The organism is Micromonospora sp. NPDC002575 (assembly GCF_042889525.1).
Taxonomy (GTDB): domain Bacteria; phylum Actinomycetota; class Actinomycetes; order Mycobacteriales; family Micromonosporaceae; genus Micromonospora; species Micromonospora carbonacea.
Genome location: NZ_JBIARA010000016.1, coordinates 100,164 through 113,822 on the forward strand (window position 1 = coordinate 100,164; position 13,659 = coordinate 113,822).

Sequence of the window (13,659 nt, forward strand, 5' to 3'; positions counted from 1 at the left end):
CAGTGGCGGAGGAGGTGGCGATGGCGGGTGATGATTCGTCGGCTGTCGACCTGACGCTGCGGGCGGTCGGGCCGGCCACGGAGGGCGGTCGACTGCCGCTCGCCGAGTTGTCCCGGCTGGCGAGCGGATTGCAGGCGGCCCTGGAGCTGTTGGCATTGAGCATCGCCGGCAAGGCCACCGGCCCCGGCCGTCGGCCCCGCGAGATCGTGGACGCGGTGCGGCTCGATTTCGTCGGATTTCGAGCGGGCTCAGCGCTGCTGGACATCGCGCGAACCGGGCAGTTTTCACTCGATGAAGGAGTGTTAGAGCAGGCGTTGACGGCGCTGGAGGAGGGCACGAACCGTCTCCGCGAGCGACCGGAGGTACTGCCACCTCACTTCGGTCCGCAAGTGCTCAACCAGCTCAGAAGCCTGACCGGTGGGATCAGTGCCAGAAGTGTCACCCGGGTGGAGCTGTGGCAGGGCGATCGCACCCGGTTTGTGATCGACGAAGCGCTTCGCCGAGCGGTCCGACGGACTTCTTTCGAAAAGATCGCCCAGGAATCTACGATCGTCGGCCGCCTGCACATGGGGGACTTCTCGCCCGCGACCCTGCGCTGCCGGATCGACACCTATGCCGGAAGTATCCTCTGTGACTTTGACTCCGACCTACGGGACGCTGTGCTGGACGCAATGGACCAGGTGGTGATGGCGGAAGGCGTCGCCGAGCTCGAACCCAATGGCACGACAATCCACATTCTGCACCTGTCGAGCCTGCGAAGGCTCGACTCTGCCGAGCCGAAGAGCCTGGACGACATCGCCAGAGCGCAGGGTGTGACGCCGGTCCGTTCGGTCGAAGAGCTGCGCGGGGCACCGATTGGCGACATCGACGACTTTCTGGCGGCGCTGCGTTCGGCCAGAGGTGAGGGTGAAGGCCAGTGAAGCGGGTCCTCGTCGACACTGATGCCTTCTCGATCATCTGGCAGGGAGCCGATGACCACCTCGCTCAGCAGTTGATTGGCTCGGTGCCCATCCTCAGCTTCGCGACCGTCGCTGAGCTGCACTACGGCGCGGCGAAGGCGGGATGGGGCGATCGTCGTGTCCTGGCCCTTGACGAGGCCGTCCGGCGCTACGTGGTGGCTCCCTACGACCAGGAGTTGGCCCGGTTGTGGGGACGACTCAAGGCGCAGGCCCAGTCCGCCGGCCACGCGCTGGGGCAGACGGTGCAGACCAACGATCTTTGGATCTGTGCGACGGCGATCCGCTACGAGGCTCCGTTGCTGACGTTGAACCGTCGGCACTTCGACGGCTTTCCCGGGCTGGTAGTACTGCCCTGAGGTGGTTCCCGCGCCGCGACTCTGTGAGCTGCGGACAGAGTACCGGCTCACGTCAGCCGAGGTCGTGCTCCGCCGGATCGGCGTTGAGGACCCAGGCGAGCGGCATGCTCGCCCGCACGGCGTAGCACTCGCCGTCCAGTCAACGCCAGGCTTCAGCACGATGAGGCCAGCCATCCGGCGAGGTCAGGCCCGAGGGTGCTGGCGGCCAGCAGTGTCTTCTCGACGGGGTTGCGTGATCAACCGGCGGCCTGCCCCGCTGCCCTTGTGGCGCACAGGCCCAATCCTCGGATGCGTCGGCCTCACGTCATCCTGGATAGCCGGCGGTGTAGGTGGCATCCACCAGCTCCTGGAGGCGGCGGATCACGTCGGCCTTGTGCTCGCTCTCGGGCAGATCCTGCCTTCCTGCGGCGACCAGGCCGTGCCGCCAGTGGCTGACGATTTCCGTCTGGGCATCTGGCGGCAACTCGTGAACCCAGACCGAGCCGAGATTGTTGTCGACGACTTCTTGGAGCTGTTCCGCGACCTTACGGTCGGAGAGCCTCGGGATGAGGAACTCCAGCGTCCAGTCGAACAGGCCGCCGGTCACCGTCCAGTCGACGCCGGGCTTCAGCACGATGAGGCCAGCCATCACTTCCCCACAATGAACACTCGCGGGCCCAAGCCGCGATCCGCTATGAACTGCTCGATCCTAGCGACCTGCTCGCTAGAGAATTGCGAGACGTCAACCGGCACGAGGTCGGCCTTGGCCAGGTGTCGCTCGATCTGATACTGGAGCTGAGGCCACTGCCGGTCGAAGTACTGGCTTGGGAAGTTGCCTACTGCATCGTAGGTGCGTCCGCTGCTGTCGACCCAGTCGGCAGATGAGCCTTCGGGTGCTCGGGTCAGAGTGACGTCCAGTTCTCGCTCTAGCCGGGCAGCCGTCTCGGCCTCACCGGGCCGGAACCTGCCCGTCGCCGGATCCATGCCGAGTTCGTGGATCCGCCGCTCTTCATCGAGCCGCGGCGGCTCGGGGCTGCGAGGCGGCCCTGGTGGCGAGGTGTTCCTTCGGCCTGTTTGACCGCCGTTGAGAAGGTGCCCCAGCGCCTGCTTCAGCTTCTCGATGAGCTCGCCGAGCCGGCGGATCTGTGGCATCAGCCGCCGCAGGCTGGCCAGCAGCCCGCGTAGCAGCCGTGCGATCCGCGCCGCCCACGACGCCACCGTGGTGGTGACCTGCTCCACGACCACCGGTGTGGCGAGGCCGGCGGTGGCGACGAGTTCTCCCGCGTACACGATGAGGCGGGAGACGCAGGTGGCGATGGCGTCGCGGACCAGGAGCCGGACGGCGGCGACGAGGCCGGCCGCGCCCTCGGTGATGGCGGCCAGGGTGTCGGCGGCCTGGGCGAGGCCGGTGATCGCCTGGTGCTGCCCGGCGGCCCAGGAGCGGTAGGCGGGGCCGGCGTCGCCGCCCCAGCCGGCGACCTCCGTGCGTACGGCGTGGGCCAGTTCGGCGGCGTCGTCCCGCAGCGAGGCGGCGACGTTGCGCCAGGTCTGCGCGTGCGCGGTGATCTGCGCGGGGTCGCCGGCGAGCCAGTCCAGCGCCTCGCTGAGGGGCTTGACGTGCTCGATGAGCCAGGCGATGCCGTATTGCAGCAGGGCGCCGACGGGGTCGGAGACGAAGGCGAGGGCGTCGAGGCCAGCGCTGACCACGCCGAGGCTGCCGTCGATCCAGCTGCCGTCGCGCACGCCCTGCGCGATGAGTTCGATGTCCTCGCAGATCCAGATGCCGGCCCACGCGCTGGGCGCGTCGCCGGCCGGGGCGGCGACGAGCGGGTTGCCGGTCACCGCGCGTCTCGTACCCGGTGGAACCGTTGCTCGGCGCGGGCGTCGGCGGCCCGGTAGCCCTCGGCGCCGGAGCGTAGCCGGCCGGCGGTGTCGCGCACCGACCGGGCCGCGGCGTCGACGCCGTCGACCAGGGTCTGCTGGAGGCCGTCGAGCAGCACCGGCATGATCGCGCACAGTTGGCCGTACGCGTCGGCGCCCAGCCGGACGTGCTGGCCGGCCTGCCGGGCAGTGTCGAGGCTGTCGGCGCGGCGTTCGAGGTGGGCGGCGTGGGTGGTCAGGTCGTCCGGGTCGACCCGGATGCCGTCACCGGCGGCCATCGGGTTGGCCCCGGCCGGGGTCGAGCCGCCGCCGGTAGTCCTCGACGATCGCCTGCCCGGCCGGGTCGTCGTCGCCGAGGGTCTGCGCGGTCGCCTCGGTGAGCTGCCGCAGCAGGTCGGCGTGCGCGGCCCGGGTGGTGGCGACGATCTGCCGGGCGGTGTGTGCCGCCGGTTGCTGCCGGGTCTGCTCGTGCAGCCGCAGGTCGACCAGCAGGCCCACGGCGTCGACGGTGACCTCGACCGTGCGGTCGGGGCTGCGGGCGGTGCCGGTCAGGGCCCGCGCCTGCGCCGACAGCGCCTGCGCGCGGGCGGCCCGGTCGGCGATCGACGACTCCCACTCGTCGAGCCGGCGGGTCGCCGCGTCCAGCGCGGCCTCGTCCGCCCACATGTCGGCCCTCCCCAGGGGACACACCGGTAATCGTCCCGCACACCGTAGCAACCCGTCACCCACCGCCGCCGACCCGTGACGGACGGCACCGGCCGGCGAGTCACGAAGCTGTCCCACACCGTGGCCCGCCGGGGCAAGCTGCCGTGCGTCACCGCCGTGGCCGCCCCGCGTCGGCGGCCGGGATCGCTCTGCTCGTCAGGCGCCGGCGGGGGAGCGGGCGCCGGGCACCCGCCCGTCGTCCGCCCCCTGCGGCGCCAGGCGCAGGATCGTCCGCCCGCCGTCGCGGGGGCCGTACTTCTGGTCGAACAGCCGGGCCACCCGCGCCGCCGGCGTACGGTCGCCGTCGGCGGGCTCCACCAGCGCGTACTCGCGCGGTGTGGCCGCGCGGGCGCGCGGGGGAAGCTGCGCCCGGACGGTGAGCGGGCGGGCCATGCGCAGCGCCCGGCAGTCGATGTAGTGCTGGCCGTCCACCGTGACGAAGTCCGCCGGCATCTCGACGACGTCGGAGTCGTCGTGGCGCAGCGTGATCGTCGTCGACCAGTACCGCTCCAGGTCCAGGGTGGCCTGCGGCTGCCCCCACAGCTCCTCGAACCGGGCGTGCACGAACCCGCCCCACGGGCTGTCCATGTCCACCTCCAGCTGCGGGACGTTGAACGACAGCTTGCCGATCGGGAAGAACGAGATCAGTGCCCGCGCGTCCCACTGGTAGAGCTGGATCGACGGCGACGCGTCGTAGATCCGGACCTGGAGGCGGTCGCGCAGCACGGGCTCCAGCGACCGCCGGAAGGCGGCCAGGTGCCGCAGGTTGGCCCGGATCTGCCGGGGGACGTCGATCCGCTGCCGCTCCAGCTCCTCGCCGCGCTGCTGGGCGGCCGTGCAGTCCGGGTCGAGCAGCAGCAGTTGCACCCGCGCGCCCTTGGCCAGCGCCGCCCGCACCGCCTGCAGGGTCTCGTCGCGGTTGCGGTGCTCCAGCAGGATCGTCCAGGTGTCGAGGATGCGCACCAGCCGGCCGCTGCGCTGGAGGCGTTCGACGAACGCCGCCCGGTCGAAGCTCAGGTGTTCCTGCACCCGGGCCCGGCGGGCCTCCTCGAAGAGCGGGTCGAAGACCACGTACGAGATCGCGGCGAGCACCACGCTCGAGCCGAGGTTGAGCAGCAGGTCGCTGAGGAAGCCGGTGCTGCGCCACGCGGCCAGGAGCATGGCGACGGCGGCCCCGAGCAGCGCCCCGCCGACGAGGAAGGACCGCCGCTGCCGGCCCCCGGTCACCCGCCGCATCCCGCACCCTCCCGGTCAGGTCGCCCACGCCCACGCCCGTTGATCGGCCGGAGAACGAGAGAATACGTGCCCGCTTTGCCGCCCGCTGTCCCGTTCGTGACCGGCGCGGCGGCGGGCCTGCGGCGGAGACGCCGCGGCGGCAAGCCTGCTGCGGGGACGCCGCGGCGGCGGGGATCCTCCGGCCGGGGACACCGGCCGCCGGTGACCCGCGCCGCACCGCCGCCGCGGCCGTTGCCACCATCCCCGGCGATCCTCTACGGTCGGGGCAGCGGTTGGCGGTGCGGTCCGTTCCCAGCCCCCACACCGCTGCGCGGCCGTAGGATCGGGCCGGGGCCGGTGGGGTCCCGGGGCGAACCGCCGACGGCCGGCGGCGGTCACGTGTGTCCTCTCTCGCCCGGCGCCCTCGACGCGTGCCGTGGCCGCGGGAGCGCGCACGCCGGACCGCCCGGAGGTTTCCGTGTTCCTCAGCCCCCACGAGCAGGATCGCCTGCTCGTGCACGTCGCGGCGGACGTCGCCCGCCGCCGCCGCGAACGCGGCCTGCGCCTCAACTATCCCGAGGCCGTCGCCATCATCACCGCGTTCCTCTTGGAGGGCGCGCGCGACGGCCGGTCGGTAGTGGACCTGATGTCGGCCGGTCGCGACGTGCTCGGCCGCGACGACGTGCTCGACGGGGTCCCCGAGCTGCTGAAGGAGGTGCAGGTGGAGGCGACGTTCCCGGACGGCACCAAGTTGGTGACGGTGCACCACCCGATCCCGTGATCCCGGGGGAGGTGCTGCCCGGCGACGGCCCGGTCGAGATCAACGCCGGCCTGCCGGTGACCACCCTGCTGGTGGTCAACACCGCCGACCGGCCGGTCCAGGTCGGCTCGCACTACCACTTCGCCGAGGCCAACCCCGGCCTGCGCTTCGACCGCGCCGCCGCGTACGGCCAGCGGCTCGCCGTGCCCGCCGGGACGTCCGTGCGGTTCGAGCCGGGGGTCAGCCGCCAGGTGGAGCTGGTGCCGCTGGGCGGGGCCCGCATCGTCGCCGGCCTGCGCGGCGAGGTCGCCGGCCCGCTGGACGCGGGCCCACCCGCCGCCGCAGCGCCGGAGGCATCCGCAGGGCCGGACGGGGGGTCGGACCGGTGAGCGAACTGGACCGGCGGCGCTACGTCGACCTGTACGGGCCCACGACGGGCGACCGGATCCGGCTCGCCGACACCGACCTGCTCATCGAGGTGGAGGTCGACCACTGCGTCGGCGGCGACGAGATGGTCTTCGGCGGCGGCAAGGTCATCCGTGAGTCGATGGGCCAGTCCCGGGCCACCCGCGCCGAGGGGGCCCTCGACACGGTGATCACCGGCGCGGTGGTGCTCGACCACTGGGGCGTGGTCAAGGCCGACGTCGGGCTGCGCGACGGCCGGATCGTCGCGCTCGGCCGGGCCGGCAACCCGGACACGATGCCGGGCGTCCACCCGGACCTGGTGATCGGCCCGGCGACCGAGGTGATCGCCGGCAACGGCCGCATCCTCACCGCCGGGGCCGTCGACACCCACGTGCACCTCATCTGCCCGCAGGTCGTGCACGAGGCGCTGACCAGCGGCGTCACCACCATCGTGGGCGGCGGCACCGGCCCGGCCGAGGGAACCCGCGCCACCACGGTCACCCCGAACGCCTGGCACCTGGCCCGGATGCACGAGGCGCTCGACGCGTTCCCGGTGAACGTGCTGCTGCTCGGCAAGGGCAACACCGTCTCCGAGGAGGCGATGTGGGAGCAGCTGCGGGCCGGCGCGGGCGGCTTCAAGCTGCACGAGGACTGGGGGACCACCCCGGCGGTCATCGACGCCTGCCTGCGGGTGGCCGACGCCTCCGGCGTGCAGGTCTCCATCCACACCGACACCCTCAACGAGGCCGGGTTCGTCGCCGACACGCTGCGCGCGATCGCCGGCCGGGCCATCCACTCGTACCACACGGAGGGGGCGGGCGGCGGCCACGCGCCGGACATCATCACCGTCGCCAGCGAGCCGAACGTGCTGCCGTCGTCGACGAACCCGACCCGCCCGTACACCCGCAACACCCTCGCCGAGCACCTCGACATGCTGATGGTCTGCCACCACCTCAACCCGGCGGTGCCGGAGGACCTGGCGTTCGCGGAGAGCCGCATCCGCCCGTCGACGATGGCCGCCGAGGACCTGCTGCACGACCTCGGCGCGATCTCCATCATCGGCTCCGACGCGCAGGCGATGGGGCGCATCGGCGAGGTGATCACCCGCACCTGGCAGAGCGCCCACGTGATGAAGCGGCGGGTGGGCGCGCTGCCCGGCGACGGGCGCGCCGACAACCACCGGGCCCGCCGCTACGTCGCGAAGTACACCATCTGCGCGGCGATGGCCAACGGCCTGGAACGCGAGGTCGGGTCGGTGGAGCCGGGCAAGCTCGCCGACCTGGTGCTGTGGGACCCGGCCTTCTTCGGCGTACGGCCGCACCTGGTGCTCAAGGGCGGCATGATCGCGTACGCGCAGATGGGCGACGCGAACGCGTCGATCCCGACGCCGCAGCCGGTGCTGCCCCGGCCGATGTTCGGCGCGTACGGCGTGGCGTCGGCGGCGACCAGCCTCGCGTTCGTGGCCCCCGCGGCGCTGGAGGCCGGGCTGCGCCTCGACGTGCGCCGGCCCCTGGTCCCGGTCGCCGACGTGCGGTCGCGGGGCAAGGCCGACCTGCCGGAGAACGGGGCGATGCCGCGCATCGAGGTCGACCCGGACACCTTCACCGTCCGCATCGACGGTGAGGTGGTCGAGCCGGACCCGGTGCCGGAGCTGCCCATGACCCAGCTCTACCACCTGTTCTGACGACGATGACGAGCATGCTGCTCCTGCTCGCCGACGGGCGGTTCCCGGCCGGCGCGCACGCCCACTCCGGCGGGCTGGAGGCCGCCGTCGCCGCCGGGCTGGTCACCGACCTGGCGTCGCTGCGCGGCTTCCTGGTCGGCCGGCTGGCCACCGGCGGGCTGGTCGGTGCCGCGTTCGCGGTGGCGGCGCACCGGGCGGCGGCGGCCGGCGACCCCGGCCCCGCGCTGGCCCGGCTCGACGCCGAGCTGGACGCCCGCACGGCCGCCCCGGCGCTGCGCGCGGTCTCCCGCCGGCAGGGCCGGGCCCTGTTGCGCGCCGGGCGGGCGCTGTGGCCGGGCGGGCCGTTCGCCGCCCTGCCCGCCGACCCGGTCGGGCCGCACCAGCCGCTGGTGCTCGGGCTGGTCGGGTCGGCCGCCGGCCTCGACCCGGCCGAGCTGGCCACCGCCGCCGCGTACGGGTCGGTGACCGGCCCGGCGAGCGCGGCGGTGCGGCTGCTCGGCCTCGACCCGTACCGCGTGCACGGGCTGCTCGCCGCCCTGACGGCCGACGTCGACGCGACGGCGGCGCGGGCGGTGGCCGCCGCCGATGGGCCGCCGCAGTGGCTGCCGGCCGGCGCGGCCCCCCTCACCGACATCCATGCCGAAGTCCACACCACCTGGGAGGTGCGTCTCTTTGCGTCCTGAATCCGTTCCCCTGACCTCGTCGCACGACGAGGACGTCCCGCACACCCACCCCGAGCCCGGGGTCGACCCGCACGCCCCGCTGCCGCCGGCGGCCCGGCCGCTGCGCATCGGCATCGGCGGGCCGGTCGGCTCGGGCAAGACCGCCCTGGTCGCCGCGCTGTGCCGGGCGTTCGCCGCCGAGCTGCGCCTCGGCGTGGTCACCAACGACATCTACACCACCGAGGACGCGGACTTCCTGCGCCGGGCCGGGGTGCTCGACCCGGCCCGGATCCGGGCGGTGGAGACGGGCTGCTGCCCGCACACGGCGATCCGCGACGACATCGGCGCGAACCTCGACGCGATCGACGAGCTGTGCGAGGCGGTCGGCCCGCTGGACCTGGTGCTCGTGGAGAGCGGCGGGGACAACCTGACCGCCACGTTCAGCCGGGGCCTGATCGACCGGCAGATCTTCGTGGTCGACGTGGCCGGCGGCGACAAGGTGCCGCGCAAGGGCGGGCCCGGGGTCACCGCCGCCGACCTTCTGGTGATCAACAAGACGGACCTCGCGCCGATGGTCGGCGCGGACCTCGACGTGATGGACCGCGACGCGCGGGCCCGGCGCGGCGACCTGCCGACGGTCTTCCTGTCCATCGTCGGAGATCCGGAGGCGACCCGGGTGGCCGGGTGGATCCGGCACGAGCTGGCCCACCACCGGGCCGCCGTGGCCGTCGCCTGATGCGCGCGCGGGCCCGGGTGGTGGCGCGGGCCGACGGCCGCGGCGGGACCCGCCTCGCGGAGCTGCGCGGCGAGTCGCCGCTGCTGCTGCGGTCCACCGCCGCCGAGGGCGGGCTCGCCACGGTGTACGTGGTGGGCGGCGCGGCGGGCCCGCTCGGCGGCGACGACCTGCTGCTGGAGGTGGAGGTGGGTCCCGGCGCGGCGCTGCGCGTCGGCAGCGTCGCCGCCTCGGTGGCGCTGCCCGGCCGCCCCGGGACGGCGGCGTCCCGGATGCGGGTGCACGCGGTGGTGCACGCCGGGGGCACCCTGCACTGGGTGCCGGAGCAACTTGTCGCGGCGGCCGGCTGCGACCACGTCGCCGAGGCGCGGGTCGAGCTGGCCGCCGGGGCCCGGCTGACCTGGCGCGACGAGCTGATCTGCGGCCGGTACGGCGAGTCGCCGGGCGACGCCGTCGTGCACACGTCGGTCGACCACGACGGCCGGCCGCTGCTGCGCCAGTCGACGGCGGTCGGCCCGTCCGCGCCCGGCTGGGCGGGGCCCGCCGTGCTCGGCGGGGCCCCGGCGACCGGCTCGCTGCTGCTGGTGGGGCCGGACGTCCCGCCGGGCCTCGCGGCGGAGCCCGGCGTCGGGGTGACACCCGGCGTCGGGGTGCAGCCGGGCGGCCTGCCGGTCCCCCGGGCGCGGCCGGCGGCCGGCGACGGCGGCTCGGTGGCCTGGCTGCCGCTGGCCGGTGGCCCGGCGGCGCTGCTCACCGCCACCGCCGCCGACGCGCACACCCTGCGGGAGCTGCTCACCGGGGCCTGAGCGGCCCGGCGCGGGCGTGCGCCCCGGCCCGGCCCGGTGCGGCGGCTCCGGGCGTCAGCGGGCCGCGACGCGGGGGCGCGGGCCGGCCGCCGCGCCGACCGGGCGGCGACCGTCGCCCAGCCGGTCGACCAGCGCGGCCAGCGCCCCGGCCAGCGCCAGGTCGTCGTCGGTGGTCAGGCCGGCCAGGTCGGCCCGGACCAGGGCGTCGACGCGTTCCTGCTCGCGGCGGCCCCGGGCGGTCAGGTACGCGCGGATGCGCCGCCGGTCCTGCGGGTCGATCCGCCGGTAGACCAGGTTCTGGTCGACGAGCTGGTCGACCAGCTTGGTCAGCGTCCCCGGCGGCAGGGACTCCTCGGTGGCGACCTCGCTCATCGGGTGCCCCTGCCCGTCGGCGAGCAGGCAGAGCACCCGCCAGGCCTCCACGGTGAGGCCCTCGGCGGCCAGGACCGCGCCGACGCGCCGCGCGAGCAGCCGCTCGGCACGGGTCAGCGCACGCAGCAGGTCGACGGGCGTCGCGGGCACCTCGGGCATGACCCTCCCCCGTTAGGTGGGGCTGTCATCGTACCGAAAAGGTCCCGCATCCTGACCGCCTCTGGTGTGGGCACCGGCCGGCGGCAATCATGTCGTCATGTCCGTGCCGGCAGGGCGTCCGGCTGGTGCGCCGCATCCCCAGCCGGGGCAGACGCTCCACCTTCCCGCGCCCTGGCTCACCGTGGACCGGTCGGTGGTCAGCGTCGCGCTGGTCTACCCAATGCGGGGGCCCGCCGGGATGTTCGGGCCGACCTGCGAGCTCTGCGCGCAGCTCGCGGTGGAGGAGATCAACCGCGCCGGCGGGGTGCTCGGCCGCGAGCTGCGGCTGGTGCCCGTCGACGGCGGCGCACCGCCGGCCGAGGTGGCCGCCGAGGTGGAGGCGCTGGTGTCGACCGGCGCGGTGCAGGGGGTGACCGGCTGGCACATCTCCTCGGTGCGGCAGGCGGTGGCCCCGCGCGTCGCGCACCGGGTGCCGTACGTCTACACGGCGCTCTACGAGGGCGGCGAGCGCACCGAGGGCGTCTTCCTCACCAGCGAGACGCCCGACGCGCAGCTCTGGCCGGCGATGCGGCTGCTGGCCCGCGAGCAGGGCGTGCGCCGGTGGTACGTGGTGGGCAACGACTACGTGTGGCCGCGCCGCACGGCCCGCGCCGCCCAGCGGTACGCCCTGCGCAGCGGGGCGCGGGTGTGCGGGCAGCGGTTCCTGCCGTTGGGCACCCACGACTTCGGCCCGGTCCTGCGCGCCGTCGAGCAGTCCGAGGCGGACGGGGTGCTGATGCTGCTGGTCGGCGCGGACGCGGTCCGGTTCAACCGGGCGTTCGCCCGCGGCGGGCTCGACCAGCGCTGCCTGCGGCTGAGCACCCTGATGGACGAGAACATGCTGCTGGCCAGCGGGGCGGGCGCGACCCGCCGGTTGTTCAGCACGGCCGGGTTCTTCGCCGGCCTGGTCACCCGGGAGAACCTCGACTTCCACGGGGCGTTCGCCCGCCGGTTCGGGGTGGAGGCGCCGCCGCTGGGCAGCCTGGGGGAGTCCTGCTACGAGGGCGTGATGCTGCTGGCGGCGCTGATCGCCCGGGCCCGGACCCTGGACGTGCGGGCGATCGGGGCCGCCGCCGACGCGGTGTCCTACCAGGGGCCGCGGGGGGAGCTGCGGCTGCGGGGTCGGCACGTGCGCCAGCGGATCTACCTGGCCGAGGCCGACGGGCTCGACTTCGTGGTGCTGGCGGAGCTGTAGGGGCTGTGGGGGCGCTTGACAGCCGGCCGGGGAACCCCGCTAAAATCCTTCACGCAGGAAGTAACTCGTTCGCCGATCGTTTCGCCGAAATGGTCGTTCGGCGGATGGGCGACCGTTCTTCCGAATGTCTGATGTAGGCCGTCGCCGTTTCCGTGAATCCTCCGGAGACGGTGGCGGCCTTTGCTGCTTTCGGCTCGCTGAGCTGGCCTTACCGGCCGTTCGGGAAACAGGCAATTAAGGGCCGGGAAACGTGGCCGCAATGAATCGAGCCGAGGCTTTGCCCAGCCCGACGTCCACTGCGGATGATCGATCGGCGTCCCACCCGCCGGCCGGTCTTTCCGCCCGATGTGACACCCGTGACCGCACCGCTTCACCAATCGCCAATCACCAATCGCCAATGGCAATGCAGCCCGGCCCGCCAGGGCCGGTGGCCGTCGCTCCACGCATACCGCAGGGGAGATTGCATGTCACTGTTCCGGGGCCGCCGCATCCTGGCCGGCGCCATGGCCTTCGTCGTCGCGTCCACGCTGGCCGCGTGCGGCAGCAAGACCTCCGACACCACGTCCGGCACGGGCGTCAGCGCCGACGTCTCGGGCGACACCGTCAAGGTGGGCCTGCTCAACTCGCTCTCGGGCACGATGGCCATCAGCGAGGTCACCGTCCGCGACTCGATCATGCTCGCCGTGGAGGAGATCAACGCGGCCGGCGGCGTCCTCGGCAAGAAGATCGTGCCCGTCGGCGAGGACGGCGCCTCGGACTGGCCGACCTTCGCCGAGAAGGCCGAGAAGCTCATCTCCGAGGACCGCGTCGCCGCCGTCTTCGGCTGCTGGACCTCCGCCAGCCGCAAGGCCGTCAAGCCGGTGTTCGAGAAGAACAAGGCGCTGCTGTTCTACCCGGTGCAGTACGAGGGCCTGGAGCAGTCGCCCTACATCTTCTACACCGGGGCGACGACCAACCAGCAGATCGTCCCCGGCCTGGACTACCTCAAGGCGCAGGGCAAGAAGTCAGTCTACCTCGTGGGCAGCGACTACGTCTTCCCCCGCACGGCCAACAAGATCATCAAGGCGTACGCGAAGGCCAACGGGATGACCGTCCTCGGCGAGGACTACGCCCCGCTCGGCTCCACCGAGTTCGGCACCATCGTCAACAAGGTGAAGTCGGCAAAGGCCGACGCGGTGTTCAACACCCTCAACGGCGACAGCAACGTGGCCTTCTTCAAGGAGTACACCTCCGCCGGGCTCAACGCGGCCAGCATGCCCGTGGTGTCCGTGTCGATCGCCGAGGAGGAGGTCAAGGGCATCGGCACCCAGTACCTCGCCGACCAGCTGACCGCCTGGAACTACTACCAGACCACCCCCGGCGGGGTGAACGCGAAGTTCGTCGCCGCGTACAAGGCGAAGTACGGCGCGGACAAGCCCACCAGCGACCCGATGGAGGCCGCGTACGTGGCCGTGCACCTGTGGAAGGAGATGGTCACCAAGGCCGGCTCCTTCGAGGTGGAGAAGGTCCGCGCCGCCGCCGGCGGCATCACCTACGAGGCGCCCGAGGGCCTGGTCACCGTGGACGGCCCGACCCAGCACATCGCCAAGACCGCCCGGATCGGCAAGGTCGGCGCGGACGGGCTGATCACCGAGGTGTGGAACTCCGGCCAGCCGATCAAGCCCGACCCGTACCTCAAGAGCTACCCCTGGGCGACCGGCCTGAGCTGACCACCCCGGCCCGGGCGGCCCCGCGCCGCCCGGGCCCCAC

Annotated in this window: 16 protein-coding genes; 10 read left to right on the plus strand and 6 right to left on the minus strand. The window is 73.4% G+C overall.

Annotation, left to right across the window (positions count from 1 at the left end; all coding sequences use genetic code 11):
• Window positions 1-20: 20 nt before the first annotated feature.
• Window positions 21-920 carry a hypothetical protein gene (locus tag ACFYWL_RS22885; protein WP_386975870.1) on the plus strand — a complete coding sequence of 300 codons (900 nt, stop codon included), beginning with the start codon at window positions 21-23 and terminating at the stop codon, window positions 918-920.
• Window positions 917-1,315 carry a type II toxin-antitoxin system VapC family toxin gene (locus ACFYWL_RS22890; protein ID WP_386975873.1) on the plus strand — a complete coding sequence of 133 codons (399 nt, stop codon included), beginning with the start codon at window positions 917-919 and terminating at the stop codon, window positions 1,313-1,315. Before ACFYWL_RS22885 ends, ACFYWL_RS22890 begins: the two co-directional genes overlap by 4 nt.
• Before the next feature lie 304 nt (window positions 1,316-1,619).
• Here ACFYWL_RS22890 and ACFYWL_RS22895 read toward each other — a convergent pair whose 3' ends face one another.
• The 5 genes from ACFYWL_RS22895 to ACFYWL_RS22915 form a co-directional block, all read right to left on the minus strand.
• Window positions 1,620-1,943, minus strand: coding sequence for a hypothetical protein (locus ACFYWL_RS22895; protein ID WP_386975876.1), 324 nt, complete (start codon window positions 1,941-1,943; stop codon window positions 1,620-1,622).
• Window positions 1,943-3,136, minus strand: a complete 1,194-nt coding sequence (locus tag ACFYWL_RS22900; RefSeq protein WP_386975879.1) for a WXG100 family type VII secretion target — start codon at window positions 3,134-3,136, stop codon at window positions 1,943-1,945. The genes ACFYWL_RS22895 and ACFYWL_RS22900 overlap by 1 nt, the downstream gene beginning before the upstream one ends.
• Window positions 3,133-3,453 carry a type VII secretion target gene (locus ACFYWL_RS22905; RefSeq protein WP_386975882.1) on the minus strand — a complete coding sequence of 107 codons (321 nt, stop codon included), beginning with the start codon at window positions 3,451-3,453 and terminating at the stop codon, window positions 3,133-3,135. Before ACFYWL_RS22905 ends, ACFYWL_RS22900 begins: the two co-directional genes overlap by 4 nt.
• Entirely contained in the window at window positions 3,440-3,841 is a 402-nt protein-coding gene (locus ACFYWL_RS22910) for a YbaB/EbfC family DNA-binding protein (protein ID WP_386975885.1), read from the minus strand. Before ACFYWL_RS22910 ends, ACFYWL_RS22905 begins: the two co-directional genes overlap by 14 nt.
• Window positions 3,842-4,036: 195 nt before the next feature.
• Complete coding sequence (locus ACFYWL_RS22915) at window positions 4,037-5,116, minus strand: DUF5919 domain-containing protein (RefSeq protein ID WP_386975888.1); 1,080 nt, start codon at window positions 5,114-5,116, stop codon at window positions 4,037-4,039.
• A 457-nt stretch (window positions 5,117-5,573) separates the two neighbouring features.
• Here ACFYWL_RS22915 and ACFYWL_RS22920 point away from each other — a divergent pair, with 457 nt between their 5' ends.
• Genes ACFYWL_RS22920 through ACFYWL_RS22945 form a run of 6 tightly spaced genes read left to right on the plus strand, consistent with a single transcriptional unit; the run spans window position 5,574 to window position 10,145 of the window.
• The gene (locus ACFYWL_RS22920) at window positions 5,574-5,876 is read left to right on the plus strand and encodes an urease subunit gamma (protein WP_386975891.1); all 303 of its coding nucleotides are present in this window, start codon (window positions 5,574-5,576) and stop codon (window positions 5,874-5,876) included.
• Window positions 5,873-6,244 carry an urease subunit beta gene (locus ACFYWL_RS22925; protein ID WP_386975894.1) on the plus strand — a complete coding sequence of 124 codons (372 nt, stop codon included), beginning with the start codon at window positions 5,873-5,875 and terminating at the stop codon, window positions 6,242-6,244. The genes ACFYWL_RS22920 and ACFYWL_RS22925 overlap by 4 nt, the downstream gene beginning before the upstream one ends.
• Window positions 6,241-7,944 carry an urease subunit alpha gene (locus ACFYWL_RS22930; protein WP_386975897.1) on the plus strand — a complete coding sequence of 568 codons (1,704 nt, stop codon included), beginning with the start codon at window positions 6,241-6,243 and terminating at the stop codon, window positions 7,942-7,944. The genes ACFYWL_RS22925 and ACFYWL_RS22930 overlap by 4 nt, the downstream gene beginning before the upstream one ends.
• 5 nt (window positions 7,945-7,949) lie before the next feature.
• A complete protein-coding gene (locus ACFYWL_RS22935) occupies window positions 7,950-8,627 on the plus strand; it encodes an urease accessory protein UreF (protein WP_386975900.1) in 678 nt (225 codons plus the stop codon).
• Window positions 8,617-9,342, plus strand: coding sequence for an urease accessory protein UreG (ureG, locus tag ACFYWL_RS22940; protein WP_386975903.1), 726 nt, complete (start codon window positions 8,617-8,619; stop codon window positions 9,340-9,342). Before ACFYWL_RS22935 ends, ureG begins: the two co-directional genes overlap by 11 nt.
• Window positions 9,342-10,145, plus strand: coding sequence for an urease accessory protein UreD (locus ACFYWL_RS22945; RefSeq protein WP_386975906.1), 804 nt, complete (start codon window positions 9,342-9,344; stop codon window positions 10,143-10,145). The genes ureG and ACFYWL_RS22945 overlap by 1 nt, the downstream gene beginning before the upstream one ends.
• Before the next feature lie 54 nt (window positions 10,146-10,199).
• Here ACFYWL_RS22945 and ACFYWL_RS22950 read toward each other — a convergent pair whose 3' ends face one another.
• Window positions 10,200-10,676, minus strand: coding sequence for a MarR family winged helix-turn-helix transcriptional regulator (locus ACFYWL_RS22950; RefSeq protein WP_386975909.1), 477 nt, complete (start codon window positions 10,674-10,676; stop codon window positions 10,200-10,202).
• Window positions 10,677-10,773: 97 nt separating this feature from the next.
• Here ACFYWL_RS22950 and ACFYWL_RS22955 point away from each other — a divergent pair, with 97 nt between their 5' ends.
• Complete coding sequence (locus ACFYWL_RS22955) at window positions 10,774-11,910, plus strand: substrate-binding domain-containing protein (protein WP_386975912.1); 1,137 nt, start codon at window positions 10,774-10,776, stop codon at window positions 11,908-11,910.
• A gap of 464 nt (window positions 11,911-12,374) precedes the next feature.
• Window positions 12,375-13,619: an urea ABC transporter substrate-binding protein gene (urtA, locus tag ACFYWL_RS22960; protein WP_386975915.1), complete on the plus strand. Its 1,245-nt coding sequence runs from the start codon at window positions 12,375-12,377 to the stop codon at window positions 13,617-13,619.
• Window positions 13,620-13,659 lie beyond the last annotated feature (40 nt).